This window comes from Paenibacillus sp. FSL H8-0332, from assembly GCF_037963835.1.
Classification (GTDB): domain Bacteria; phylum Bacillota; class Bacilli; order Paenibacillales; family Paenibacillaceae; genus Paenibacillus_AQ; species Paenibacillus_AQ rhizoplanae.
The window spans coordinates 2,168,157-2,194,824 of the sequence record NZ_CP150145.1 but is presented as its reverse complement, the minus strand read 5'-3'; the positions used below and the strand labels follow the sequence as shown (position 1 = coordinate 2,194,824).

Here is a 26,668-nt window from a genome sequence, read left to right as displayed (position 1 = left end):
ACCGAGGAGGATTTCTATGGAACAATTACCTAAGAGAAGTGAAGTGCCCGCCGAGAACCGCTGGAAGCTTGAAGATATGTTTGCTTCAGAGGAGCAATGGGATGCCGAATATAAGGAAGTCAAGGAACTGATCACAAGCGCTGCCTCCTTCCAAGGGAAGCTGGATTCACCGGATGCCCTCAAGGAGTGCTTTGAGCTGGACGACAAGCTGTCGCTGCTGACTGAACGCCTCTATGTCTATGCGCATATGCGCCAGGACGAGGATACGGCGGCTCCGAAATATCAGGCTCTCTCCTCCAAGGCCAAGAAGCTGGGTGTTGAAGCGGGTGAAGCCCTTTCTTTTGTGACACCTGAGATTCTGGCCCTGCCTGACACGACGCTGGACCAGTTCATCGCCGACCCTTCGCTCTCCGACTACACCTTCACCTTGACTGAAATGAAGCGCGAGAAGGCTCATGTCCTCTCCAAGGCGGAAGAGGCCCTGCTGGCTCAGGTCAGCACTATTGCCCAGGCCCCCCAAACCGTATTCAGCATGCTGAATAATGCAGATCTGAAGTTCCCGAAGATTAAGAACGAAGAAGGCAAGGAAGTCGAACTGACGCACGGAAGCTATATTCAATTCCTCGAAAGCCCGGACCGCGAGGTACGCAAGAACGCCTTCAAAGCGGTCTATGAAACTTACGGCAAGCAAAAGAACACGATTGCCGCCACGCTGAGCGCGAATGTGAATAAGAATGTATTTTACTCCCGTGTGCGCAAATATCCTTCTGTACTGGAAATGTCCCTGTACGGTGACAATATTCCGAAGGAAGTCTACACGAATCTGATCGACACTATTCATGAGAGCCTGCCGCTGATGCACCGTTATATGAAGCTGCGCCAGAAGCTGCTTGGAGTAGATGAGCTACATATGTATGACTTGTTCGCTCCGCTCGTGGACGAATATAAGCTGGATATTACGTTTGACGAGGCCAAGAAGATTACCAAGGAAGGCCTGAAGCCGCTTGGCGAGGACTACCTGAGTGTTCTGCAGGAAGGCTATGACAAGAGCTGGATCGATGTATACGAGAACGAGAATAAACGCTCCGGCGCATACAGCTGGGGGGCTTACGGCACCCATCCTTACGTGCTGCTGAACCATAATGACAATCTGAACAGCATGTTCACACTGGCACATGAGATGGGTCACGCCCTGCATTCCTACTATTCGGACACGGCGCTGAAATACCGGGACGCACAGTACACTATTTTCCTGGCGGAGGTTGCTTCTACTACCAATGAGGCGCTGCTGATGGATTACCTGCTGAACAAGTCCACGGACCCGAAGGAAAAAATGTACCTGCTCACCTATTATGCCGACCAGTTCCGCACGACGGTATTCCGGCAAACGATGTTCGCTGAATTCGAGAAGATCATTCACCAGCGTGCTGAAGAAGGCGAATCGCTTACACCGCAGGATCTCTCTGCGATCTACTACGATCTGAATGTCAAGTATTACGGCAAGGATATGGTAATTGATCAGGATATTGAGATGGAGTGGGCGCGGATTCCGCATTTCTATAACAGCTTCTACGTCTATAAATATGCTACCGGCTTCTCGGCGGCGACGAGCTTCGCCAAACAGATTCTGGAGGAAGGCACACCGGCGGTAGACCGTTACCTCGGCTTCCTGAAGAGCGGCGGCAGTGATTATTCCATCAACATTCTATCCAAAGCCGGAGTGGATATGTCCTCGCCTGAGCCGATCCGCGAAGCTATGAGCGTATTCGAGAGCGTGATCGAACAGATGGAGCAGTTGACCAAGTAACACAGAAGGCTTAGTATTACAGTAATCCCTTGCCCTTTGCGGGCAGGGGATTTGTATTGTCAGATCATCCTGAGGAGGAAGCTATATGAAATTTCAATGGTCACTTATATTAGGCTTATTTTTCGCTCTGCTGACTGCAGTTTTCGCAGTAATGAATGTGGATACGGTGCCCGTTAATTTCGGGTTCGACTTTGTCAGCATTCCGCTTATCCTCGTTATTCTTGGCTGTGCGCTGATCGGCGGGGTTGTAGTCGGTTCGTACGGAATTTTCCGCCAGTATAAGCTGCAGAAGCAGATCAAGAACCTGAACGCTGAGCTTGCCAAGCTCCGTGACGCGGGTAGTGTCAACATGGAACCTATCCCTGGTGAGAGTGACCTTTTTACTCCAGAAGGATCATCCCAGCTGTAACCCATAGACGAATAGGAGGAATTATCCTTGCTTAACATACAGCCCAATGAAGAATATATTCTGAATCTGCTCAAAAAACTGCTCGATACCCCAAGCCCCAGCGGCTTCACCGCCCAGGTGATGTCTCTGGTGGCCGAAGAAGCGGCAGCGCTCAATATTCCGCTTACCTGGAATGAAAAAGGCGGTGCGATGCTCACCGTACCCGGACTTGACCCTTCGCGCACGATCGGCATCAGCGCCCATGTGGATACGCTCGGTGCCATGGTCCGCTCCATTAAGTCTAATGGTACCCTCCGCTTAACCTCTGTGGGCGGATTCAGCATGAACAGTATTGAGAATGAATATTGCATCATCCATACCCGCAGCGGCTTAACCTATACCGGTACGATCCTGACCAGTCATCCTTCTGTGCATGTGTATGCCGATGCCCGTGATTTCAAGCGTGCGGAAGAGAATATGGAGATCCGGATTGATGAGCTGGTCTCCACCAAGGATGATGTGCTGAAGCTGGGGATTTCAGTCGGGGACTTTATTTCGTTTGATGCAAGGGCCGTGCTTACCCCCAGCGGATATATCAAATCCCGCCATCTGGACGACAAAGCCAGCGTAGCCGCCTTATTCGGGCTGCTGGAGAGTATCCATCGCGAAGGCTGGAAGCCGCTGCATAACCTGTGCATGCTCATCTCCAACTATGAAGAGGTAGGTCACGGCGCTGCCTGGATTCCAGGGGAGATCAATGAGATGATCGCTGTGGACATGGGCGCGATGGGCGATGACCTCAGCTGCAAGGAGACGGATGTCTCCATCTGTGCCAAGGACTCCTCCGGCCCGTACGACTATGCCATGACCAGCCGCATGATCGAGCTGGCGAACGGTCTCGCTATTCCATTCGCGGTCGATATCTATCCGCAATACGGCTCCGACGCCTCTGCTGCGCTGCGCGGCGGCAATAATATCCGGGCCGCACTGATTGGACCTGGCGTACACGCCTCGCACTCCATGGAGCGTACCCACAAGCAGGCTGTGCTGAATACGGCTAAGCTGCTGGCGGCTTATGTTGGGGCGAACTGATCAGGCTGCTCGCCACGGCGGGTCACTTTCTATAACAACACGACCTGGATATTTAGTAAACAAGTACAAAAAGGCAGCACCAGCTCATTTCAATAGCTGGTGCTGCCTTTTTAGTTGACCATGGTGATATAGTAATTAGACAAATATTACTTTACACGGCCAAAATGTTGCAACTATTGCAACCTGGCCCGCCCATAATTGGACATTTGCATGGATTCCTGTATAAATTGCAACAATTCCCCTACCCACCGGCTCCGGTGAGGAGTTATCCTGCATTTTGTGCAACATTTGCGGATTAGAGCTGGGATAACGAGTGAGATGCTGCATTTTGGGCAGGATTTCCGCATAACCCTCTGACTTTGAGGATTAGGGCTGTGTTCACGCGTGAGATGTTGCATCCCCCGGTTAAGGCCATACCTGCTCCAGCTTGTCCGCATAGTACTTAATCGCCTTGCGGTAATCCTGGATACCGGGATCAGAGGATGTGTCCGCAAGCAGGGTGAGCAGCAGCTCCATGGCTTCGGTATGCGCGCCGAGATTATGCAGCGTCATGGCCAGAAAAGCCTTAAATTCCGCACGCTGCGGGAATTCAAGCGCACCCTGCTCCAGCACCACACGGGATTCCGCATACTGCCCCAGCGTCCGGTACGTGCTGCCCAGGCCCAGCATCGCGCCTGCCTTCTGGTCCGCATCTGGAAGCCCCAGGGCAAGACTCTGCTCGTAATAAGCTACCGCCTCACTCTCCAAGCCCAGCACATCATGCGTCCATGCCAGCTGATAATGCAGCTCAGCGTTACTGTCGCCCTCTGAGAGTAGCTGTAGCAGCATGTCCCTCGCTTCTTCAGCTTGGCCAGAGGAGCGCAGCTGGACGGCTTCTTCTATCGTATGAGTCACAGCCACTGTCCCCTCCTCCTACGCGGTGTTACTTCCCAGCGATCTTCTCCGCCAGCTCATTGAGATACGTCCAACGCTCCATCAGACGCTCCAGCTCTGCCTCGGCCTGCCGCTGCTTCTCCACCAGCTCCTGGAGTCTGCCGGAGTCGGCGAAGGCTGCTTCCATCTGGGCCGAGAGGTCTGTCAGTTGCTGCTCCGCCTGTTCAATCGCCTCGTCTATGCCCTCGTACTCACGCTGCTCCTTGAAGGTGAATTTCAGCTTCTCACGCGGCGCTGACCCAGCCTGTGTATTCCCGCTCTGCTCAGCAGCCGCAGAATTAGCCCCGCTGGCGCTGCGGCCGGAGCCGCCTTCTGCCTTACCGGAGTTCCCGTTGCCGGATGGGACGTTCTTCGCCAGCCACTCTTCATATTCGCTATAGTCCCCGACATGCAGGCGGATGCCCCCATCCTCGAAGGCAATCAGCTTATCCACGGTGCGGTCCAGGAAGTAGCGGTCATGCGATACCGTGAAGACTACGCCAGGGAATTCATCGAGGTAATCCTCCAGCACAGCGAGTGTTCCGATATCCAGATCATTCGTCGGCTCATCCAGCAGCAGCACGTTGGGCGCTCCCATGAGGACACGCAACAGATAGAGACGTCTTTTCTCGCCGCCGGACAGCTTGGAGATTGGCGTCCACTGCATCGCGGGTGGGAACAGAAAGCGCTCCAGCATTTGCCCGGCGGTGATGACACTGCCGTCTGCGGTCTTGATGATCTCGGCTTCTTCCTTCACGTACTCGATCGCCCGCAGGCTGAGATCCATGTCCTGATGCTCCTGGGTGAAATAGCCCAGCTTCACGGTTGTCCCGAGCTGTACCTCGCCGCTGTCCGGTGTCAGCCTACCGGCAATCAGGTTAAGCAGCGTAGACTTGCCGCTGCCGTTCTTGCCTACAATCCCCACGCGGTCCTGCGGCACAGCAATATAATTCAAATCCTTGATTAAGGTCCGGCCGTCCAGTGATTTGGTGAGCTCCTGAAGCTCAATGATTTTTCGGCCCAGTCTTGTGGAAGCTACAGAGATATCCATAGATGAGGCCGAAGCCCCTCCCGTGCTCTCCTTAAGCTTCTCGAAGCGGTCGATCCGCGCCTTCTGCTTCGTGGAGCGGGCCTTGGCCCCGCGCCGAATCCAGGCCAGCTCGGTGCGCAGCAGATTCTTGCGCTTCTGCTCGGCCGAAGCCTCACGTTCTTCACGGTCTGCCTTCAGCTCCAGGAACCGCGAATAGTTCGCTTCATACCGGTACAGATTCCCGCCGTCCAGCTCAAGCATTACACTGGCTACCCGTTCCAGGAAATAACGGTCATGCGTCACCATCAGCAGCGCCCCGCGCCGCTTCTGCAAATACTGCTCCAGCCAGGCTACGGAATCCGTATCAATATGGTTGGTAGGCTCATCCAGAATCAGCAGCTCGGATGGTGTAATCAACGCTGCCGCCAGCGCGACACGCTTGCGCTGTCCGCCCGACAAGCTCTCCATCCGGGCATCGAACTGGGTAATCCCCAGCTTCGTAAGGACCGTCTTAGCCTCACTTTCCAGCTGCCAGGTGCCGGCCGCGTCGATGGCCTGTCCAATTCGGACAAGCCTGCCCTCCAGCCCTGAATCTCCCGGATTCTGCTCCAGAAGAGACATCACCTCCATATATTCACGCATCGTCGCAAGCTCCGGGTCCTCTCCGGCAAATACCTGCTGCAAGACTGTATTTCCAGGCTCGTAAGGCGGATTCTGGGCCAGGAACTGCACCCGTACATCATTGCCGATGGCAATCTGCCCTTCATCTGCTGTATCGAGCCCGGCGATAATCTTCAAAAAGGTTGATTTTCCCGTGCCGTTTACGCCAATTACGCCTATCTTATCCCTGTCGTCCATGCCAAAGGAGGCATCACGAAACAGGGTTTTCTCCCCGTAGCTCTTGGAGAGATGTTCCACTGTCATAATATTCATCAGTTGTCCTCGCTTGCCTTATATTTTGAAACCGGAATTGGCTGTATTCACTTAAGATTCAGCTTCAGCAGGGAAGTCCCCCAGCGCCGAATCCAGGCTGCCCAGTGCCCCCGTGATAAAGAGCCTCGCCGCAAACTTCGCCCGCTTATCCGCATCTGCCTCGGCAAATTCAGGGTCGAACAGGATGTCCATCTTCAGACGATCCAGAATCCCGATATACGACTGTGCCATCAGCTCCGGCTCGGTAGCCCCGCCTTCCAGCAGCACCTTCACCACAGCCTGCATATAGGCTTCCATAAACTGTGCCATATAAGCCACCAGCTCAGGGTTATTGTTAGGCGCACGGAAGAACAGCTTCGTATGCTGCTTGCGCTCATAGTAATAGAACAGATGATGCTCTGCAATAACGGAGAGCTTGTCTGTCAATGTGGAGCGGGTCCTCAGCTTGCCCTCAAGCTGCTCAAGGAAGCCTTCGCAATCGCGGCGGGTAACCGCCATGAAGAGTTCCTCTTTGCTTTTAAAATACAAATAGACCGTACCCTTGGCAATGCCTGCACGTTCGGCCACTTCCGACATCTTCGTCTCATAAAAGCCGCCTGAACCGAAAAGCTCATAAGCGGCATCCAGAATAGCTGCATGTTTGTCTACGGATGCACTGCTCAACGGTTCACCTCCCAACCCATAAAATCCAGCATGTTACCGGATAACGCAACGGCCGGCTTAACCCTCAGATCCGTCCTTATCCTATGTAACTGATATAACTGACCAGCAGCGCTACAGCACCGCCTATTATAGAACTTACAGCATTTACAGTATCATTGTCCATCCAGCGCCAGCCCCTGGCGTATACCGTAGGCTTCCCGCAGTGCTTGGAGGCTTCGACCTCGCGGCTGCAGACCGTGCAGCGGTTCATCCGTTGCACGGTAGCACCCAGAACCGAGTCGGCAAAAGCTCCCGCAAGCCCGCCCAGCAATCCGGCCAGCACCAGCAGCCAGAAGGCATGGGGCGTCATGCCTGAGGCCGCCCGCAGCAGCCAGGAGGCCGCGCCGATAAGCGCCCCTCCTGCCGCTGCGGCCAGCGTCCCGGGCAGGGATACGCCGCCGGAGGTGCCTGCCTGCAGCACCTTACCGGTCAGCACCGACCGGGGAGGCTTCCGGGCCAGCGTACCGATCTCTGTCGCCCATGTATCCGAGGTCACGGTAGCCATCACCCCGATGAACAGGAAGCCCCAGAGCTCCAGCGGATAGACCGCGTTCAGCAGAACGGCCAGCATCCCGAGTCCGCCGTTGGCGAAGACCTGTCCCGCGTCGCGGCGTCCGGTTTTATCATACGTGGACTCCAGCTCTGCCTTATTCTCATGATGAAGCTTCGAGAGCAGGGTTGAGGAGGTGAAAAACACGAGCAGGATACCGAACCAGAACAGATTCCCCGCACCGAAATAGATCGTCCCCATGACCACTGCCGCCACCATTCCTGAGAAGCTAAGCGACTGCTTCCAGTAAGCGGCTCCGGCAACCAGCAGCGCACCGCAGGCCCCGATCAGCCATTGGAGTAGTTCAAGTCCTGAGAGCATCGCCTTAACCGATCAGGCAGGTGCCCATGAGGCGCGCGCCCCAGAACAGCTCGAACGAATCGCCCGCCACTACCGGACCTACCCCAGCGGGGGTTCCAGTGAAGATAATATCGTCTTTGCCCAGCCCGTAGCGGGCGGCAATGAATTCAACGATTTTTTGCAGGGAAAAAATCATGTTCTTCACGTTCCCGCGCTGAACCTCAATTCCGTTCTTGCGGACAGTGAAGTCTGTGGCCTCCAGCTCCTCCTGCTCAGGCAATGCTATATAAGGGGTGAGCGGAGCCGCGTTCTTGAAGCCTTTGGCAGCAGTCCAAGGCAAGCCCTTGCGCTGCAGATCATTATGCACATCACGGAGTGTGAAGTCGAGGCCCAGCGCCATGACATCCACCAGCTCCTGCACACTCATCCCCGGCACGTAATCACGCGCAATGCGCAGCACCAGCTCCCCCTCGTAATGAATCAGTCCGGCGTCCTTGGGCAGATAGATGATCGCTTTATCCAGGGCCACGGCAGCATGAGACGGCTTCAGGAAGATCAGCGGTTCGGCCGGCACCTGATTGCCCAGCTCCTCCGCATGTAATTGATAGTTACGTCCTACACAGTATACATTATTGATCGCACTGCTCATTGTTCCTTCAGCTCTCTTCCTCTATGAATTGGTGTGCTTACAGCAGCCTGATCAAGCCTTCAAAAATATATCGCCCCAAATATCCGGACGGTTCGTACAGATCATAATATCGGAATGTATCTCCGACAGGCGGCGCATTTCCTTGCCCTTGTTCAAGGTCCAGGCCATCACCTGCACCCCGCGTTCAATCAGGGATTTGGCCAAAACCGGGCTAAGCCGGTCGTAGCTGATGGATAAGAAGGAGCAGCCCAGCTCATCAAGCTTACCCGCCGGATCACCGGATCTGGAGTCATAGATAAGCCCTGTATGGAACCGCGCGTCCAGCTCCTTGATCCGCCGCAATACACCGGCATCGAACGAGGTCAGCACCACTTCCTCGCGCATTCCCCTGGCATTCACCAGATCAATCACCGCCTGCGCAAGACCGGGGTACATCTCGCCCACCGTCTTCAGTTCGATGTTTAACCGCAGCCGTCCTGACGCCAGAGCGAGCACCTCTTCCAGAGAAGGCACCCGCTCTCCGCGAAAAGCACGCCCTTTCCAGCTCCCCGCATCCAGCCGCCGCAGCGGCTCGTACTCCATATTTTTCACCTTGCCGTGTCCGTTGGTCGTACGGTCCAGGGAATAATCATGGATGACCACGGGAACCCCGTCCTTCGTCAGCTGCACATCGATCTCCATCCAGCGTACATAAGGCAGCGCAAGTGCCAGCCGCACGGCGGCCAATGTGTTCTCAGGAGCTTTACCGGAAAAACCACGGTGTGCTACACACATATTGTTCATCATTGATACGCACCTCCGGCTATTTCACCGCTTGGGTCACAGTACCGTCATTGCGGACCTTGATCAGACCTGAAGAAATTGACTGTATTCTGTGCAGCAGAAGCTGCCCGTCGGCTTCATTCATCGGCACCGGCTGCGCCAGCTCAGCATCCATCGGCTTCAGCTTAAGAGCGCATTGCCCCTGCTTGCTGCATTCCGCCTGGAATACCGCCGTCTCCCAAGTAGCCGGGATGGAGCCGCGTGTGAAAATAAAGTTGCCTGTGCTGTAGGCAATCCATTTGCCTTTGTACGGCTCAATTCCCTGCAGCACATGCGGATGACCGCCCATCACCAGATCCGCTCCGGCATCAATGAAGCTATGTCCGAGCGCCTGCTGGGTCTTGTCATACTGCTCCATCCGCTCCCGCCCCCAATGGACGACGACAACGACAACATCGGCCTTTTGCTTGGCTGCGGCAATTGCCTTGAGCGCTTCTGCACTGTCGTACACCGAGGCAAGGCCAGGCTTGCCGGCTTCCGCCTTCCATTCAATCACAGGCATCACCCGTGTGACGCCCAGCAGGGCAATCTTAATTCCATTACGTTCAAAATACTGCGCAGCATAAGCCTCCTGGCTATTCCTCCCTGCCCCCACATGAGGGATTCCGCGCTCGCCCAGATGCTTCAGGGTGTCCAGCAGACCTTCCTCCCCCTGATCCAGCGTGTGGTTGTTAGCCAGATTGACGGCATCCACACCGGCGGCCTTGAGCGCATCCAGTGCTTTCGGCGGGCCCTTGAACACAAACTGCTTGTTCTTGGCCCCAACCCCGCGTGTAGTAATCGGAGTTTCCAGATTGACTACCGTGAGGTCATCCTTCTTGAACATTCCATCCAGCGCGCTGTAGGAATAATCGTAGCCCTTCTGCTCCAGCAGCGCACCTGCTTTTCCGCTGAAGATGATATCTCCGGCAAAGCTCAGCTTCACCGTCCCGCCGGAGGTATTCTCCGGCAAGCCTGCGACCAGCCCGCTGCTGCTCCCCGTTGTGGCCTGCGGCGCATTCGTAGCTTCCGTCTGTTTCGCTGGTGAAGGGGTAGGAGCTGCCGTAGCGGTCGTAGCGGCTGCCGCCGTCTCCGTAGGCACGGGAGAAGCCTCCGGTGTTCCCTCCGGAGCAGGCTCCGCAGTGGCTGTAGCCTCCGTCCCAGGCGCTTCCTCTGTAGGAACGGCTTCTGTAGGGACTGCCGCCGTTGCAGCAGCTTCCGGTGAAGGTGAAGTAACGAGCGCCGCTGGCGGAGCAGCAGAGCCCTGCGGGTCCTTGCCGTCCATGAATGAATAAGCGAGCGCAGCGGTAATCAGCAGCAGCAACGCCACATTGACCCACGCCCATACCCTTCTGCGCCGTCGCCTGCTATGTTGTCTCTTGCCTTGTCTATTGCCTGATCTCGGCGGATACATGAGTGCAAGTAATCTCCTTTACCCTTAAAGTGTTTCTATTATAGCATATCTATCAGCTGGCGCTCCAAGCGGGGAGCGGCGGTGCCAGTTATAAAAAACGGTGGAGCGCCACTGCTCCGCTCCACCGTTTCTTTTATACTGTAGCTCCCGCCGGTTCCGGCAGCTTCTGGAGGCTGGCTGCGGCAGTCTCAGCCGTAAGCTTCGCCTGCTTGATGCAGTCCGGCATCCCGATGCCGTCATATCCTGCGCCAAAGGCATAGACGCCGGGCAGCTGCTGAGCCAGCTCACTGCGCAGGCCGGCAATGCGGCCAGGATGGCCGACCGGATACTGCGGCATGGACGACCTCAGCCGGGTGATCTCTGTGAACAGCGGTGCTGCGGTGATCCCCATAATCTCCTTCAGGTCCTTGCGCACCAGCTCCGCCAGCGCTTCATCCGGCAGCTCTACATTCTGTTCGTCCCCCGAACGTCCTACGTAACAGCGCAGCAGCACCTTATCGTCAGGGCTGGTATGCAGCCATTTCGTAGAGGTCCAGGTGCAGGCTGTGATGTTCCGCCCTTCCTTACGCGGAACAAGGAAGCCCGATCCGTCATACTCGGTAACGATATCTTGCCGGGTGAACGCCAGAACCACATTGGCAACTGATACATAGTTCACTGCATCCAGCGCCGATACATCCACATGGGGACGCAGCAGCTCTGCGGCTGCGAAGTTCTGCACCGTAACATAGATATCGTCTGCTTGCAGCAGCTCACCGTTGTCCAGCTCGACTTCATAGCGGAGAGTGCCGGAAGAACCCGCACCTCCCAGAACCCGGATGGATTTTGCTCCAGTCCCCGTGAGCTGGCGGACATCCTGCAGCTCATGGATGAGCGCATGCACGAGACTTTGCAATCCTTGCCGGAAGGTGAGAAAGGCGCTTTTCTTCGTTCCAGTATGGGTCTCCACCGGCTTCCTGCCGGTCGTCATTCCACGGATCAGGCTGCCGTACTGGCGCTCGACCTCACCGAACTGCGGAAAGGTCGCCTGAAGGCTGATCTTGCGCATATCCCCTGCATAGATTCCTGCCAGGAGCGGCTCCGTCATATTCTCCAGCACCTCTGTACCAAGACGGCGCTCAATCAGATCGCCAAGCGACTCATCCTCGGAGCTACGGCGGGGCGGGATTACGAAATCCATCATCGCCCGCATTTTGCCGCCAAAGGAGACCAGTCCGCTCTTCAGGAAGGGCTTCAGCTCTGTCGGAATGCCCAGCACAAGACCCGCAGGCATAGGATGAAGCTTGCCCCGCTGCAGGATGTAGGTCTTCTTGGCGTTCGGATTCGTGCTTACCAGCTCATGGTCCAGCTCCAGCTCCCTGGCCAGATCGACCATCGCCGTCTTACGGGCCAGGAAGGAATCCGGGCCCTTCTCAATCACGAAGCCGTCACGATGCAGTGTCTCGATTTTGCCGCCAAGGACCTTGTCCTTCTCGATTAAGGTAATCTCCGGCTGTGTTCCGGCCTCACGGTAGAACTTGCGGATATAATAAGCGGCGCTGAGCCCGCTAAGGCCTCCACCGATAATGACTACCTTGCGGGGAGATGCGGTCATGACAGATTCACCTTCAACTGGTTTGCCTTCGTACGCACCACATCGCTGAGCACCGACATATAAGCCGGATCACTGTTCAGCGAGTCAATCCGCAAGAGACGCAGATCCAGCTCAGAGGCAAGCTGCTGCGCTTCAATATCCAGATCGTACAGCACCTCCAGATGGTCGGAGACGAAGCCGATCGGGGCTGACAGCACGTATTTCACCTGGCTCTCGGCCAGCTCACGCAGTGTGTCGAGAATATCCGGTCCCAGCCAAGGCTCCGCCGTCCGGCCTGCACTTTGCCAAGTGAACTGCCAGGATTCAACCCCTGCCTGAGCGGCAATCGCCTGAGAGGTCTCCAGCAGCTGGTCACGGTACGGATCGCCCATCGCCAGAATGCGTTCAGGAAGACTATGTGCACTGAACAGCACGCGGACATCCTCCCGCACTGCACCTGTCTCTTCGAACTCATCGAGCTTGGCAGTCACTCTCCGGCTAAGCACATCGATCAGCTCGGGGTGCATATGGTAGTTCTCTACGAACTCCATATGAATGCCGCAGGCTTCGGCTTTTTCCTTGGCGCGCTTGATATAGGTTCCTACACTCATCACAGAGTAATGCGGGGCCAGCACAATGCCTATCGCCTGGGTAATTCCGTCCCGGACCATAGCCTCGACACCATCCTCGATGAACGGTCTGGCATGCTTGAGCCCCTGGTAGCAGACATACTGGATCTGCCCGCTGTTCAGCTTGGCCTGCAAGGCTTCCACCTGACGGTCGGTATTCTCTCTTAGCGGAAAAACCCCGCCGACAATCGCCTTATAGCGGCCCTTCAGCTCTTTGAGCTGCTCAGCAGAAGGAGCGTTCCCCCGCCGGATATGCGTATAATAAGCCTCTACATCCTCAAGACTCTCAGGCGTGCCGTACGACATCACGAGTACTCCAATTTTGTTGGCCACGGTTTCCATCCCCTTTTACGAATAATTAACGTCCTATACAGCAAAGAGAGCAGCAAAGGCTGCTGCCATCTTGATGCTATTTCTTCAACTATGCCAGCGGCGGTGCCGCCTGTTTCATTGCCGCTGCTGAATACTCATGCACATAATCCGTCAATTCCTTGAGTGTGTCCAGTGAAGCTTCAGGGAATAATCCATGTCCCAGGTTAAAAATATACCCCGGCCGCGTGATGCCTTCATCGATCAGTTCCTTGGCCCGGGCTTTGAGCATATCCATCGGCGCGGTCAGCAGGTATGGATCAAGATTGCCCTGAACCGCATAGCCTCCGCCTAGTCTGCGCCGTCCTTCGGTGATGCTTACCCGCCAGTCCAGTCCGATCACATCGGCCTGCAGCTTGGTCAAGCTGGGGAGCAGCTCCCCTGAGCTGACACCGGGGAAGTAGATCTTGGGAACCTCCAGATCGGACAACTCGGCAAAAATCCGGGTGATCGTCGGCAGCACATACTGCTCGAAATCACGCGGAGCCAGCGCCCCGACCCAGCTGTCGAACAGCTGGAACGCCTTCCCGCCGCTTGCCACATGAGCGCGCAGATAGGTGATAACCATATCGCCCAGCTTCTCCATCAGCTTCTCCCACACCTGAGGCTGGCTGAACATCAGCTCCTTGGTGCGGTGATAGGTCTTGGACGGTCTGCCTTCGATCAGATAACTGGCGATGGTGAACGGAGCCCCGGCAAAGGTGATCAGCGGAACGTCCAGCTCCTTGTCCAGTATGGCGATGGTCTCCAGAATATGGCCCAGATCGCCCTCCACATCAATTGGCTTCAGCCGTTCCACATCACTTGCGGAGCGGAGCGGATTATCGATAACCGGCCCGATGTTCTTTACAATGTCAAAATCCACACCGAGGGAGGCCACCGGATTCATGATGTCAGAATACAGAATGGCTGCGTCCACGCCCAGCTTGCGCACAGGCATCAGGGTCACCTCAGCCGCAAGCTCCGGTTGCTTGCAGATCTCCAGCAGCGAATATTTCTCCTTAATTGTACGGTAGTCGGGATCATACCGGCCAGCCTGCCGCATGTACCATACGGGGGTGTACTCCGTGTTCTGCTGTCTGCAGGCGCGGATAAAAGTGTCGTTGTAGGTCATGATAAGATCTCCATTAGATTTGATAGATTACTGTGAAAAACACATATCATTATTATGCCCCTTTTGTAAGCGGCTAACAACCGCCTCACCCGAAAGGGAATGACAATCCCATGACATTACTATGACATGTGTTGCATTGTCCGGCTGAAAAACTATGATATACTGATATAATGTCAATTTTTCGTGAACAATGTAACATTGAAATCCCTTGAAAGGAAGTGAAAGCACTTTGAAGAATTGGGAGACCTGGAAAGTCAACCTCATGGTGCTTTGGTTCGGCCAGTTTCTGGTAAATGCAGGTATGACTATGATTACCCCGTTTCTGTCGCTTTATCTCGCCAAAGATTTGGGAGTGACCGGCGACCATGCGATCGGCATGTGGGCCGGGCTTATTTTTGCCGCCAACTTCTTGACCTCGTTCATCTTCCAGCCGCTATGGGGCAAGCTTGCCGACAAATACGGACGCAAAATCATGCTCCTGCGCTCCAGCTTCGGCATGGCGATTGTTATCGTCCTGATGGGCTTCGCCCAGTCCCCGATGCAGCTGCTGCTGCTCCGGCTGCTGAACGGAACCATCTCCGGCTTCAACCCCGCGTCTATCGCGCTCGTCTCGGGAACAACGCCGAAACCGCGGATGGGCTTCGCGATGGGCCTGATGCAGTCCGGCGCGGTGGCCGGAACGATTCTCGGGCCGCTGATGGGCGGCTTGCTGGCGGACTGGATCGGGTTCCGTCCGATCTTTTATGTGGTCGGCGCGCTGCTATTCGTTGCGTCACTGCTGGCCTTATTCCTGGTCAAAGAGAAATTCGACCGGGTGGAAGCCGCGCAGGTCCCTCAGGTTTCCGTGCTTCAAGGCTTCAAGGAGCTGGCGAAGGTGCCGCAGCTTCCCGCCCTGTTCGGCGTGACCTTCCTGCTGCAATTCGCCATGATCAGCCCGATGACGCTGCTGCCGCTCTATGTTGAGAAGCTGCACGGCTCCGCTGTGAATATCGCTTTCTGGGCAGGCATGGTCAGTGCCGTCACCGGTATCTCGAACATGCTCGCTTCACCGCTGCTCGGCAAGCTCAGCGACAAGGTGGGGGCGCACCGGATACTGACCTTTGCGCTGATCGGCGCTGCTCTGTTCCTGATTCCGCAGGCGTTCGTGACCAGCGTCTGGCAGCTGATTCTCGTCCGCTTCCTGATGGGCGTCTTCATGGGTGGGCTGCTGCCGAGCGTCAACGCCCTGATCCGCTCCTATACGCCTGACGGCAAGGAGAGCCGGGCGTTTGGCTTCAACAGCAGCACGCTTGCGCTCGGCAATATGCTCGGTGCGGTGATCGGCGGATTCCTGTCCGGTTATATCGGCATTGAAGGCCTGTTCATTGTCTCCGGCGCCTTCCTGCTGATCAATACGGTCTGGGTGCGGATCAAGCTGTACAAGAAGACTGAACCCCGGCTATTCCGTTAAGAGGCTGGTGTGGCATAAGCTATTTCACCATTGCCAGCGCCAGGCCATCATAGGCAGGCAGCAGCGTGCTGGTCAGGCGGGGATCGCCCGCAATCATCTCATTGAAGCGGCGCATGGCCTGGACGGCCGGTCCGTTCTTCTCCGTATTGAGCGTGCGGCCGCGCAGAAAAATATTGTCCCCGGCAATAATCGCCCCCGGCGTAGCAAGCCGGATTGCATATTCCAGATAATTCGGATAATTCTCCTTATCGGCATCGATGAAGAAGAAATCATACCTGTGTCCCTGTGCTTCGAGCAGCTTCAGGCTATCCAGCGCGGGGCCGATCCGGTATTCTACCCGGTCACCGAAGCCCGCCTGCTCTAGATGGCTCTGTGCCAGCTCAGCATAGTCGGCCTTAAGCTCCAGAGACGTCAGACGGCCTTCCTGCGCCAATCCCCGGCACAGACAGATTCCGCTGTAGCCGCCAAGCGCCCCGATCTCCAGCAGGTTTGCGGAGCGGGAGAGGGTCACCAGCATCGTCAGCAATCTGCCGTAGCCCGGGGCAATCGACACCTCCGGCATGCCGCCCGCAGCGATGGCTGCTTTGACTTGGAGCAATAATTCATCTTCTGTATATAGCTGTTCACTGTATTCTTCCTGATTCTGCATATGTATTCTCCTCTTGAATGGGTGTGTGTACCTGCGGACAGGCATTGTGCAGAACTCTTCCTTACCCTATACTGTAAGCTGAACGTTCTACAGGTTCAGATGATAAACCAGTTACTCTTATTGTACTGGCTATACGTATTTATCCACAAGTTAAACGGAGTTGAGCGCACTTGGGCAAATTACAATTGATCGCCACCGCCCCTATGGGGCTGGAGGCTGTAGTAGCACGCGAATTAAACGAGCTGGGTTATGAGACCACGATCGAGAACGGACGGGTCCTGTTCAGCGGGGATTACATCGACATCTGCCGCTGCAATCTGTGGCTGCGTACCTCGGACCGTGTACTGGTTAAGATGGGCCAGTTCCCGGCCAAAACCTTCGATGAGCTGTTCGAAGGAGTGAAGGCGATTAATTGGGAGGACTGGATTCCCGAGAACGGCGAATTCCCGGTAGAGGGCCGTTCGCATAAATCTCAGCTGACCAGTGTACCTGCCTGCCAAGGGATTGTTAAGAAGGCCATTGTCGAGAAGCTGAAGCTGTCGTACCACACCGAATGGTTCCCGGAAAACGGACCCCGGTATGTGGTAGAAGTGATCCTGCTGAATGATATCGCGCTGATCACCCTGGACACCACCGGCCCGGCCCTGCACAAACGCGGCTACCGCCGACAGGCTACGGAAGCGCCGCTGAAAGAGACTATGGCTGCGGCTCTGATCCAGCTCAGCCGCTGGAACGGCCATCGTCCGCTCTATGATCCATGCTGCGGATCAGGCACGATTCTGATCGAAGCCGCGATGATCGCCTGGAATATCGCGCCGGGCCTGCGCCGCTCCTTTCCGTCCGAGCACTGGCCGGAGATTCCCCGGCGCCTGTGGGAAGAAGCCCGCGAAGAAGCTTTCGATGCGGTGCGTGACGATTACCCGCTGCAGCTGACCGGAACGGATATTGATCCGGCCGCGATTGAGATCGCCGAAGCGGCGGCGAAGAGCGCCGGACTCTCCGGTGAGATCACATTCAAGCATATGGCGGCTGCGAAGGCCCGGCCGGAAGGCGAATATGGCTGCATCATTACCAACCCGCCTTACGGCGAGCGCATCAGCAATGACAAGGAAGTGGAGAAGCTGACCCGCCAGTTCGGCGAGATGATGCTCTATCTGCCCACCTGGTCCTTCTTCGCCATCAGCCCGTACAAGGAGTTCGAGCAATACTACGGACGCAAGTCGGACAAGCGCCGCAAGCTCTATAACGGCCGGATCGAATGCCAATACTATCAATACCTGGGACCGCTGCCTCCACGGAAATAGAGGGAGCACCAGCGTGGCTCAGTAGCGAGACCCGTGATTTAGCGGGAGCCCCAGCTTAGCTGGGTAGCTAGACTCGTGGAATTAGCTTTAAGGGATATGAAGTAACTCTTAACAAGCCTTATGTCTTTGCAGCTATTTCGCGCTGCGGACTTAAGGCTTCTTGTTGTTTGGGGGTTGGGTTAAGGCCAACCGTTCCTCAAAATTGTTGCACAAAAGGCATGATCCCCCTTTGATGGCGGCCACATAAACTCCATTGTTGCACATTTTGCAGGATTTTGTGCCGAAATGAATCCGCAGCAGCTTGGAATGTTGCATTTCAGGCAGGATTTCCGGCACAGGGACCCATAGGAATTACGATTGTTGCAAATAGTGTAGGATTGCGGATATTGCTGTGGAAGTCCAGAGGGAATGCTATGAAGAGACTGAGGATTACTGGGGAAGATGCCCAAGACATCTCCTCCCGTAGCAAGCAAGTGGATAAATGTATCTTAATTTCCTTATTTCCGGAAGATGGACGGAAACAAGTGGATAAATAGCAGCTAATTTTGTTCGTTTTCGCTACTTGGGGTGAAGTCGCAGAATTTAAGTGCCATATTTCCAACTACTCCCGCCACCAGGCCCCATCATCCCTCAGCAAATGGAGAAAATCCACCTATTCTCCGGTTACCCTAACACTTCGAGCAATAGAAACAATCCTCCGCCGACAACAGAAACAGCCCCCGCCAACCTGTGCGGGAGCTGCACTACACTAACCTATTCATTCACCAAGTACTATTCCTTCACCTGATTCTGAATCTATTCCTTCACCAGAATCTATTCCAGCACCTTGTCTATTTCTTCACTGCCGGCTGCTTAACGAAAGCTTCTGCTTTGGCCAGCACCTCGTCTTCTGTCGGACCGCTGATGTAACGGCCGTTGATGTAGACGAACGGGCGTTTGCCGCAAGGTCCGCAGTAGGAGATGCAGCCTGTCTTGATCTCGGCATCAGGTGCCATCTTCAGCAGCTTGGGCACGATGCTCTTCATTTTGATATGATTGCACTCGTCACATAATCTTATATCGTTAGCCATGAAGCAACCCTTCTTTATGTCCGTAAAATACGGGCGGATCAACTAGTGATCGCCATGATTTCCTTTAGACGGATTAGTAATAACGAAACCTTCTTCGGGCAAGTAGAGATAATCAATCTTCACTCCGTCCAGCAGCGGCTGGCTCGGATCAAGAATGACATCAATATCCTTGTCAGTGGAGACCACTACATCGTTCTCCTTGGGCGTGTCCAGATCCAGCCCGTAGTGGGCATGGTCGCCGTGGGCATGTGTAATGGCTACACGCAGCTTAAGCTCGCTGTTGCCTTCAAGCTCCATGGTTTTTTTTATCACTTTAGCCGCATTGCGGGTAATTTTGACGTTCATTCGATTCCATCTCCCAGGCATCTATAGTTTAAATACTCAATAATTCATTTTAAGGAATACAGGCGGATAAAGCAACCATTAGCTGACATTCATCCGCAGTTGCACCAGTATTTTTCGCTAAAACGTCATCTTCCGCTGCTTAGCGCCGCATATTTGCGGTCCATCCGTGTCACGAACCAGCCCATCAGCAGCATCGTTACCCCGATATCGTCAATCGGTACAAACGGCATGAAATCGGGCAGTACCCAGTATAGCAGTGCCGGAATAGTGAACAGCAGCTTATCTCCCATAGCGACATTCGGTGAAACAATATACTTCCAGGAGCTGCGGAATATATGAGACCATTGTTTGAGCGACAACAGTTTTCTGAATTTCATAAGTAGTCCTCCCTGCTTCATTTGCTTAAGATTCCTTGAAATAGAAAAGGGCACAGCCGCTGAGCACCTAATGGAAGGATTGCGGCCGTACCCTTTGCTGTTATCTTACGCAAATTTGCAGAAATCGTTTCATTTTCAAATAAAATTTAATCGAATCCTCCCGAACTGTGCCAACGTTCACTCCGTCACCTTGACGTCATCCATCCGTGCAGTACTGGAATGCATCCGCAGGCCAATCTTCCCTCCGGCCGGCTGCGCCGCCGTATCGGTCCACTGGATCAGCTGGTTACCTCCGGCAGATGCTGTAATCGTACTGCCGCTGACCGTCACCTTCAGCTCAGTCCACTGGCCGGGCGTAACGGCAAAGCTGGCGCTGCTGACCATCGTGAGCGTTCCGGCTGTTTTTTTGAACAGCTCTGCCTTGTCGCCGGAATCGTTCAGCCGGAACAAGTAATAATTGGAAGCATTCGCATACCGGAACAGCAGTCCCGCGTTGGCGAAGGTATTCATCAGCTTAACTTTGGCCGAATACGTGTACTCCCTCCAGGAGGCGTCGCCCGTATAGGCAAGCGCTTCTCCTGTCCCGGAGTTCTGTGATAGAGCCTTCGTACCGTCATCCTCTATACTCCAGACCCCGCCGGAAGTCGTCCATCCGCTGGAATTGCCATCCTCAAAATCATCCTGAAACAGCGTAACCGGAGGTGTTATCGTACCCTGGAATTCAAAAGCTCCGATATCCGGCACGCCGTTATACAGCGTATTTCCGAAATAGTCCTGTCCTCCGTTATCGGCAACTACCACCCCTGTATTAAGCAGCGGAGAGGTCAGAGCCAGCTTATAGCCGTCTGCTGAATGGAGGCCGGTGGCTGTTCCGGGACTTACGAATCCGGGATTGCTGGTGATTTTATGGGGATCGTTCGGAACACTTGAATTCAGCCCGTAGAAGCTGTTGTGATCATACGTCATTCTCGGGCTGTTCGTGTACTGGCCGCTGGCCCCATTATAAAAGATATTGTTCGTGTAATAGGCCATTCCTGTGTTGCTCGCATGGGTCAGCGCCTTATTCTGCGTGCCCGAACGGTAGATGATGTTGTTGTAGACATAAAGATTACCGCCGCCGTTCACCAGATGGAACACCCCGTTCGCATCCTTGTCGTTCTGGCTGATATTGTAGCGGAAAATATTATTGTTCGTGTTGTTCATGACCAGCAGCGTGCCGCCTTCGTTGTTATAGCTGAAATTGTACTGGTAGATGCTGTCGTGCACCTCGATATCGAAGTCCCACGGCTGACCGTCTCCGCCCAGCATCCGGGTATCGGAGGCCTCGTTGTACTGGAAAATAGCACCCTTCGTATAATAAGCCCACTGCGCCGCAACGACAGTGATATCCTCAAGGTAATTGACGATGGATGTATTCACCTCGCAGGCTTCTCCGATGGACTTCGTCTTATTGTATTCGATCAGCGGCGAGGCACTGGCTCTGACCAGGATGCCGTCCCGGTGGATCTTCTCCACCACATTGCCGCGGATCACCACACCCCGGAAGGCGTCGAACTTATGCGTCCAGGCACTGTTGAAAAAAGCATCCGTCATCGTCTGAATCCCTGTATCCGCCACGTTGATCACGGTGTTATTCTCGATCAGAATATCTTCCCAGGTGCTCTCCGGTGCAGTATTTGCTCCGCGCGCATGGAAGTTGATGCCGCCTGTGCGGCGGTCTGTGCCGAAGATATCGTGAATGTCGAGATTGCGGATATAAATATGCCGGAAGTTCCCCGCTCCTGCTCCATCCCCCACCACCAGCACGCCGTTCCTCCGCATATCCGTGGGCTGCTGTCCGCTTGTAATCTCTAGATTATTAATCTCCCAATACGAGACATTGCGCAGCCGGACACCGAAGCCTTCTCCGCCTACAGCGGTGTTGCCGAAATGAATCAGCGGCTTGGCTCCGCTCCCGTAGCGGTCAACTGTTATCGGATTCCCCTCAGAGCCTGAGCCCTTAAGATCCAGATACTGGTCATTCCATACACTGCCCGCCTTAAGCAGAATCCGGTCTCCCGGGCTGAAGGTCACGCTGTTCACTTGGCCCAGCGTTTTCCAGGCTGCAGCTTCACTGGTGCCGGAATTGCTGTCGCTGCCCTGGGCAGAATCGACGTAATATGTGTTGCCTGCCGCCTCTGCAACAGGACCCGATAAGCCGGATAGGAGACTGAACAGTAAAAATGCAATCATGCCCAGCAGGGTCAACCTGCGCGGCCTGCCTTGCCTTGAATTATGTCTCACATGGTTACTTGTCATTCTAATCACTCTCCCGCAATTAGTTATAACGCTGTGATCGCCTCACCCAGCCAGGCTCCCTGCCCGACCAGCCCCTGCTGAAGCGCAGTAATATCTACCTTCCGGCTCAAGCTGTCCGTTCCGGCGGCCATCGCCGCCGCCATTCCTGCCGCCTGCCCCATAGCGAAGCAGTTGGGCATCACACGCAGCGAGCCTTGCACCACACGGTCCGAGGAGGCTGCGCGCCCTGCCACCCATACATTCTCCAGGCCAACCGGCAGCATACAGCGGTAGGGAACACCGTGGGATTTACCGGGCGGCAGATGGTGAATATGCATCGCCCCGCTGCTGCGCGCCATATGGATATCAATGAAGTAGCTGTTACGGGCAATATCATCCGGGAAGGAGGCCATATTCATGAAATCCTCCTGGGTCAGGACGTAGTCGCCCACAATCCGCCGCGTCTCGCGGATGCCGATCTGCTCACCAGTAGACACCAGATGGGCCTGTTCAAATCCGGGAACATACGCCCGGAAGAATTCCAGCTGGCGGCGGACCAGCTTACGCCCCTCTATGGCTCCCCGGGTCAAGTCCTCGGCTCTTACGCCGTCAATACCAAACACATGACCGAAATTCACACCGACCAGATAATCGGCCACCCAGGACAGCCCCGAGACAGAGTCCCGGCCCTGCGGCAGCTTCCCGTCCGCTTGCGCCCGCTGTACGGCTGCATGAATCTGATCCGTGTCACCGCTTTCATTCCGGTATTGCTCAAAACGCCTGCGGTCCACATTGGCCAGCAGGTAACACATGGTCGCGGCTTGAAGCTCGCCTGCTTCCCCGCCTTTGTGGAACGGTGCACCCGCCAAGGCGGCCAGATCGGCATCGCCGGTCGTATCAATGACTGTTTTGGCCCGGATGAGGCTCCGGCCGGACTTGTTGACGATCACTACACCGTCAATTCTGCCTCCGTCCGTATCCATAACCGTCTGGCTGGCGACGGTATGGAGCAGTACCTCTGCACCGCTCTCCGTAACAGCCTCGTCATACACGCGCTTCAGCACCTCCGGGTCGATTGGCACCCAATCCAGCTCGGCTCCGAAGCGTTCGCGGAATTCCGGCTCACATTCCGCCTTCATCCGCTCCAGCAGTTCCAGGCCGATGCCGCGCACCACAGCCTTCTCCCCGTCGCTGTAAGGGCAGAAGGCCGGAACCAGCGCAACGGTCCCCATGCCGCCCAGGAAGCCGCGCTGCTCAATCAGCAGGGTCCGGGCCCCGCTCCGGGCCGCCGATATCGCCGCCGCCACCCCGGCAGGCCCGCCGCCCGCAACGAGTACATCCACCTCATGGGAGACGGCAATATCCTCTGCAGGCAAGGTAAATACAGTTCTATTCATCGTTCTTCCTCCTTGAAGCTATACTTAGACTCCTCACCATTATAGTGAGGCGGAGGGGGCTATAGCGTGCAGACTGATTGCCTGTTCCGGTGAACAGTTTTGACTTTTATGGCTTGGCGTCATCCGTGGATGGCTCTCTGCCGTCCTCTTCCGGCGGCACAGCCTTGAATTCACTGGGATTTCGGCCGCTGTATTTCTTGAAGACCTTGGAGAAATACGCCCGGTCGGAGAAGCCGAGCGTGTAGGCCACATTCTCCACGGTTTCATGCGGACGTGCCAGCATCGTGATCGCCATGTTCATTTTGTACTGATTGACGTAGTCGGTGAAATTAACGCCGGACAGCTTCTTGAAATAACGGGAGAAGTAGCTGGCGTTCAGATGCAGATGCTCCGCCATATCGGTTGAGGTCACCATCTGGTCCACATGCTCCTCCAGGAACTGGTCGACGGCCTGAAGCCGGATGTCCTTCGCTTCTGCGGCAGCCGGGGCCAGCGTATGCTGTCTCCACAGATTCCTCAGCTCCCGCTTGGTCAAGCCCGCTGCCTCCCGGATATGAACCGTCTGCTCCAGCTGCGTGAAGAACTCCTCCTCAGCCAGCCCCCCGGCCTCAAAGGCCAGCTGCCGCACAAAATTGCCGCAGGCCTCCTTCACCAGCCGGGGCAGCAGCCGCTCCGCCGCTGCCTGCTGTGTCCACTGATTCACCGCCAGATCAATCCAGGCGGCCTGCCCCTCCTCCAGCGCCAGCGACAGCATCCCGCGTTCCTTCTCTCCGCGCCATTCAGCGGTCTGCCCGAAATCCGCCTGTTCATCAAGGGCAGCAATAGGCGTAACCGCCTTATAGAAGTTATAATCGCGGCTGTCCATGAGCGTCTTATACAGCGAGTCGAAGTTGCGCAACGGTACGGAAGCCCCGGAGTAGAAGCCCCGCAGGGTAATCTTCAGATACTGCTCCACCTTGTCCATGACCGCTTGCATGAAGACAGTCAGCGTATTCTCCGCAACCCCGGGGTCCGCCACATTCCAGACCAGATAGAGGTCGGCCTCCCTGCTCATGATAGGTGTAATGGAAGGCTCTCCGGCGGACAGCTCCAGTGCGATATTGTTCACGGCAAAATGAATCAACGGAATATCCTTGTACCGGTAACGTTCCGTTACCGAAGCGGCATCCATATGAAGGAATCCATGGCGCAGATAAGGCAGCTTCCAGGAGATGCCCAGCCGTTCACCGAACTCCAGGGTACTCTCCTGGTCTGCCGCACCGGACAACAGCTGTTTCAGGAAGCTCTGCTTCAGCACTTCCTTATTGCGCTCAATAGCCTGGCGGAAGGAGTAGCGCTCCAGCAGCTCCTCCCGGCTTTTGAAGCGGCTCATCGCTTTGCCCAGACTGCCCTTAAGCTGCTCGGGCGATAGTTCATCCTTAATCAGATAATCATCCGCCTCCAATTGGATAGCCCGCTTCGAGTAATGGAAGTCCTCATAGCAGGTCAGGAAGATCAGCCGCACCTCCGGCTTCGTGATCCGGAAGGCAGCCGCAAGCTCCAGCCCGTCCATGCCCGGCAGGCCGATGTCGATAATAACGAGATCAGGCAAAACGTCATGGAACTGCTCCAGCGCATCCTCACTGCTGTAAGCCGAAGCTACAAGCTGCAGGTCCAGCCCCAGAGACCCAAGCAGATATTCTACATACTCCAGCATCGGGACATCATCATCTATCAGCATCAGGGTCATCAAGGGGAACCGCCTCCTTCTCACTGGTTATAGGGATATATAGGGTAAACGTCATGCCTTCCTCTGTGCCTGCCTGCGCGCTCAACCGCGCACGGTATCCGTACAATACCTCCAGCCGGCGTGCCGTGTTCACCAGCCCGACCCCTTTTTCCGGCCACAGCGCCGTGTCTTCACTGCCTTGCAGACGCCGGTTCAGGCGCTGGAGCTTATCCTCCGGCATCCCCCGGCCATTATCGCTGATGCTGATCTTCAGCAGATCCTGTTCCATCTCTGCTTCGAGCCGGATCGCCGGATTCTGCGGACGGGCCGAGAAGCCGTGACTGATGGCATTCTCGACAATGGGCTGCAGCAGCAGCCTCGGAAGCATCACCGCTCCAGCCTCCCCGTCCAGCACACATTCAAAAGCAATATCCAAACGGTTGCGGATCTGCATCACCTGCACGTAGCTGCCAAGCACCCTGCACTCTTCCGCCAGCTCCAGCGGCTTGTCCACATGGACATACACGCGCAGCAGCTTCATCAGTGCATCAATCATGGCACCGTGCGGCTCATCCCCGCTTAGCAGCAGATCCACCTTGATCGAATTGAGCGTATTGAGCAGGAAATGGGGCCGGATCTGCGCCGCCAGCGCCTGAAGCTCCAGCAGCCTTTTCTCCTCCTGCTCACTCTCGACCTGCTGCAGAAGCTGATTCATATCGTCCAGCATCTGATTAAAAGCGGCTGACAGCACCGCCACCTCATCCTTCCCCCGGACTGGTATCCGCACTGCGCGGTTGCCGCCGACATACTGCTTGACGCTGGTCCGCAGCAGGCTGATCGGCTTGTTCATATATCCGGCCCACAGCATCGACAGGATCAGAAATGCCAGGAAGAACAGACCGACCACCGATATCGAGACCAGAAATTCGCGGTTGATATGACTGTCGATAGAATCGCGGGGCGTCTTGCTGGTGAGCAGCCAGCCTACCTTGGGGATGCGGACCTCACTAATCAGCAATGAGCCTTCGTTGTCATTATCCGCTTCACCCGTGACAGCGATGCTTCTCCCCTTCTGGTCCGCCAGCGAGAGCCTGCTCTCCGGATTGCCCGTATCCAGCAGGTTGCGGAAATAATGACTCGGAATGCCCACATACAGCGTTGCCAGCTTGTTCTGGTTCAGCGGGTCGGTAATGAAGCGTACCGCATAATAATAATCCGGTGCAGCGGGGGTGCCGCCGTAGGGGAACCATTGCAGCGATATTTTTTCCTGCTCATTCAGCCTGCCGCTCTCCTGCAGAAGACGCTCCGGCAATTCCGAGAAGACCGGGATCTCCTGGTTGCCGATCAGAATCCGGTTCTCCCGGTTGACCAGCATAATCTGCAGATCGGCATCCAGCGACTGCACGGACAGGATATTGGCCGTAGTCTTGAGTTTATTGTAGTGGGTATACACTCCGTAGTTCCCGAAGTTCCCGGTGTTTTTGAGATAACGCAGACTTTCCAGCACGGCCGGATCATACGCCTCAGAGAAATAAACCGAGACAAACGAGATGCTGTCTACGGTTTTCTCTATTTGACTTCCGATCACCTTCAGGGTCTCCTCATTGGAACGGGCGATCTTATCACTCACATTCTCTCTCACGGAGGTGTACGACCAGAAGGTAACGACAATAAAAGGCAGCAGGATCAGGATCAGGAACGTGAACTGCAGCCGGCGATGGAAAGAAAAACGGCTTACCCATTTCATAAGCATTCCACCTTGTACTGTAGTATAAAAGATTCATTCGTCCCTATTATAATCCATAGTCTCTGCTGCCTTATGCTTCAT

23 protein-coding genes are annotated in these 26,668 nt (G+C 55.4%); 5 read left to right on the top strand and 18 right to left on the bottom strand.

Features of this window, described 5'->3' with window-relative positions; all coding sequences use genetic code 11:
* Positions 1 to 16 precede the first annotated feature (16 nt).
* From pepF to NST43_RS09420, 3 genes are all read left to right on the top strand, one after another.
* Positions 17 to 1,807, top strand: a complete 1,791-nt coding sequence (gene pepF / locus NST43_RS09430) for an oligoendopeptidase F (RefSeq protein WP_209991218.1) — start codon at positions 17 to 19, stop codon at positions 1,805 to 1,807.
* 85 nt (positions 1,808 to 1,892) lie between these two features.
* Complete coding sequence (locus tag NST43_RS09425) at positions 1,893 to 2,216, top strand: lipopolysaccharide assembly protein LapA domain-containing protein (RefSeq protein ID WP_209990986.1); 324 nt, start codon at positions 1,893 to 1,895, stop codon at positions 2,214 to 2,216.
* Between the two features lie 27 nt (positions 2,217 to 2,243).
* Positions 2,244 to 3,287 (top strand): M42 family metallopeptidase, encoded by a 1,044-nt coding sequence (locus NST43_RS09420; RefSeq protein WP_339224009.1) that lies wholly within the window; start codon positions 2,244 to 2,246, stop codon positions 3,285 to 3,287.
* Positions 3,288 to 3,692: 405 nt separating this feature from the next.
* Here NST43_RS09420 and NST43_RS09415 read toward each other — a convergent pair whose 3' ends face one another.
* The 10 genes from NST43_RS09415 to hemE form a co-directional block, all read right to left on the bottom strand.
* Entirely contained in the window at positions 3,693 to 4,187 is a 495-nt protein-coding gene (locus NST43_RS09415) for a tetratricopeptide repeat protein (protein WP_339224007.1), read from the bottom strand.
* A 22-nt stretch (positions 4,188 to 4,209) separates the two neighbouring features.
* Positions 4,210 to 6,162 (bottom strand): ABC-F family ATP-binding cassette domain-containing protein, encoded by a 1,953-nt coding sequence (locus NST43_RS09410; protein WP_339224006.1) that lies wholly within the window; start codon positions 6,160 to 6,162, stop codon positions 4,210 to 4,212.
* 51 nt (positions 6,163 to 6,213) lie between these two features.
* Positions 6,214 to 6,825, bottom strand: coding sequence for a TetR/AcrR family transcriptional regulator (locus NST43_RS09405; RefSeq protein ID WP_209990993.1), 612 nt, complete (start codon positions 6,823 to 6,825; stop codon positions 6,214 to 6,216).
* Between the two features lie 76 nt (positions 6,826 to 6,901).
* Positions 6,902 to 7,735 carry a DUF92 domain-containing protein gene (locus NST43_RS09400; protein WP_339224004.1) on the bottom strand — a complete coding sequence of 278 codons (834 nt, stop codon included), beginning with the start codon at positions 7,733 to 7,735 and terminating at the stop codon, positions 6,902 to 6,904.
* Between the two features lie 4 nt (positions 7,736 to 7,739).
* Complete coding sequence (locus NST43_RS09395; protein WP_339224001.1) at positions 7,740 to 8,363, bottom strand: fumarylacetoacetate hydrolase family protein; 624 nt, start codon at positions 8,361 to 8,363, stop codon at positions 7,740 to 7,742.
* Positions 8,364 to 8,414: 51 nt separating this feature from the next.
* Positions 8,415 to 9,146 (bottom strand): glycerophosphodiester phosphodiesterase family protein, encoded by a 732-nt coding sequence (locus NST43_RS09390; protein WP_339225380.1) that lies wholly within the window; start codon positions 9,144 to 9,146, stop codon positions 8,415 to 8,417.
* A gap of 19 nt (positions 9,147 to 9,165) precedes the next feature.
* Entirely contained in the window at positions 9,166 to 10,578 is a 1,413-nt protein-coding gene (locus tag NST43_RS09385; RefSeq protein WP_339223999.1) for a CapA family protein, read from the bottom strand.
* 133 nt (positions 10,579 to 10,711) lie between these two features.
* On the bottom strand, positions 10,712 to 12,172 hold the full coding sequence (gene hemG, locus NST43_RS09380; protein ID WP_339223997.1) for a protoporphyrinogen oxidase: 1,461 nt from the start codon (positions 12,170 to 12,172) through the stop codon (positions 10,712 to 10,714).
* Positions 12,169 to 13,113: a ferrochelatase gene (gene hemH, locus NST43_RS09375; RefSeq protein ID WP_209991002.1), complete on the bottom strand. Its 945-nt coding sequence runs from the start codon at positions 13,111 to 13,113 to the stop codon at positions 12,169 to 12,171. The genes hemG and hemH overlap by 4 nt, the downstream gene beginning before the upstream one ends.
* 88 nt (positions 13,114 to 13,201) lie before the next feature.
* Complete coding sequence (hemE, locus tag NST43_RS09370) at positions 13,202 to 14,263, bottom strand: uroporphyrinogen decarboxylase (RefSeq protein ID WP_339223994.1); 1,062 nt, start codon at positions 14,261 to 14,263, stop codon at positions 13,202 to 13,204.
* 229 nt (positions 14,264 to 14,492) lie between these two features.
* Between hemE and NST43_RS09365 the strand changes: the two genes are divergently transcribed.
* Positions 14,493 to 15,713 (top strand): MFS transporter, encoded by a 1,221-nt coding sequence (locus NST43_RS09365; RefSeq protein WP_209991006.1) that lies wholly within the window; start codon positions 14,493 to 14,495, stop codon positions 15,711 to 15,713.
* Positions 15,714 to 15,732: 19 nt separating this feature from the next.
* Here NST43_RS09365 and NST43_RS09360 read toward each other — a convergent pair whose 3' ends face one another.
* Entirely contained in the window at positions 15,733 to 16,362 is a 630-nt protein-coding gene (locus NST43_RS09360; RefSeq protein ID WP_339223992.1) for an O-methyltransferase, read from the bottom strand.
* Between the two features lie 170 nt (positions 16,363 to 16,532).
* Between NST43_RS09360 and NST43_RS09355 the strand changes: the two genes are divergently transcribed.
* Positions 16,533 to 17,666: a class I SAM-dependent RNA methyltransferase gene (locus NST43_RS09355; protein WP_339223990.1), complete on the top strand. Its 1,134-nt coding sequence runs from the start codon at positions 16,533 to 16,535 to the stop codon at positions 17,664 to 17,666.
* An 830-nt stretch (positions 17,667 to 18,496) separates the two neighbouring features.
* Here the strand turns inward: NST43_RS09355 and NST43_RS09350 are convergent.
* The 7 genes from NST43_RS09350 to NST43_RS09320 form a co-directional block, all read right to left on the bottom strand.
* The gene (locus tag NST43_RS09350) at positions 18,497 to 18,736 is read right to left on the bottom strand and encodes a DUF1450 domain-containing protein (protein WP_042211965.1); all 240 of its coding nucleotides are present in this window, start codon (positions 18,734 to 18,736) and stop codon (positions 18,497 to 18,499) included.
* Between the two features lie 42 nt (positions 18,737 to 18,778).
* Entirely contained in the window at positions 18,779 to 19,081 is a 303-nt protein-coding gene (locus NST43_RS09345) for an iron-sulfur cluster assembly accessory protein (protein ID WP_173137830.1), read from the bottom strand.
* A 125-nt stretch (positions 19,082 to 19,206) separates the two neighbouring features.
* Positions 19,207 to 19,458 carry a hypothetical protein gene (locus NST43_RS09340; RefSeq protein ID WP_339223987.1) on the bottom strand — a complete coding sequence of 84 codons (252 nt, stop codon included), beginning with the start codon at positions 19,456 to 19,458 and terminating at the stop codon, positions 19,207 to 19,209.
* Positions 19,459 to 19,635: 177 nt separating this feature from the next.
* Positions 19,636 to 21,756 carry a family 16 glycoside hydrolase gene (locus NST43_RS09335; protein ID WP_339223985.1) on the bottom strand — a complete coding sequence of 707 codons (2,121 nt, stop codon included), beginning with the start codon at positions 21,754 to 21,756 and terminating at the stop codon, positions 19,636 to 19,638.
* 23 nt (positions 21,757 to 21,779) lie between these two features.
* Positions 21,780 to 23,132, bottom strand: coding sequence for an FAD-dependent oxidoreductase (locus NST43_RS09330; protein ID WP_339223983.1), 1,353 nt, complete (start codon positions 23,130 to 23,132; stop codon positions 21,780 to 21,782).
* Positions 23,133 to 23,238: 106 nt separating this feature from the next.
* Positions 23,239 to 24,861 (bottom strand): helix-turn-helix domain-containing protein, encoded by a 1,623-nt coding sequence (locus NST43_RS09325; RefSeq protein ID WP_339225379.1) that lies wholly within the window; start codon positions 24,859 to 24,861, stop codon positions 23,239 to 23,241.
* Positions 24,839 to 26,587, bottom strand: coding sequence for a histidine kinase (locus NST43_RS09320; protein WP_339223981.1), 1,749 nt, complete (start codon positions 26,585 to 26,587; stop codon positions 24,839 to 24,841). The genes NST43_RS09325 and NST43_RS09320 overlap by 23 nt, the downstream gene beginning before the upstream one ends.
* Positions 26,588 to 26,668 lie beyond the last annotated feature (81 nt).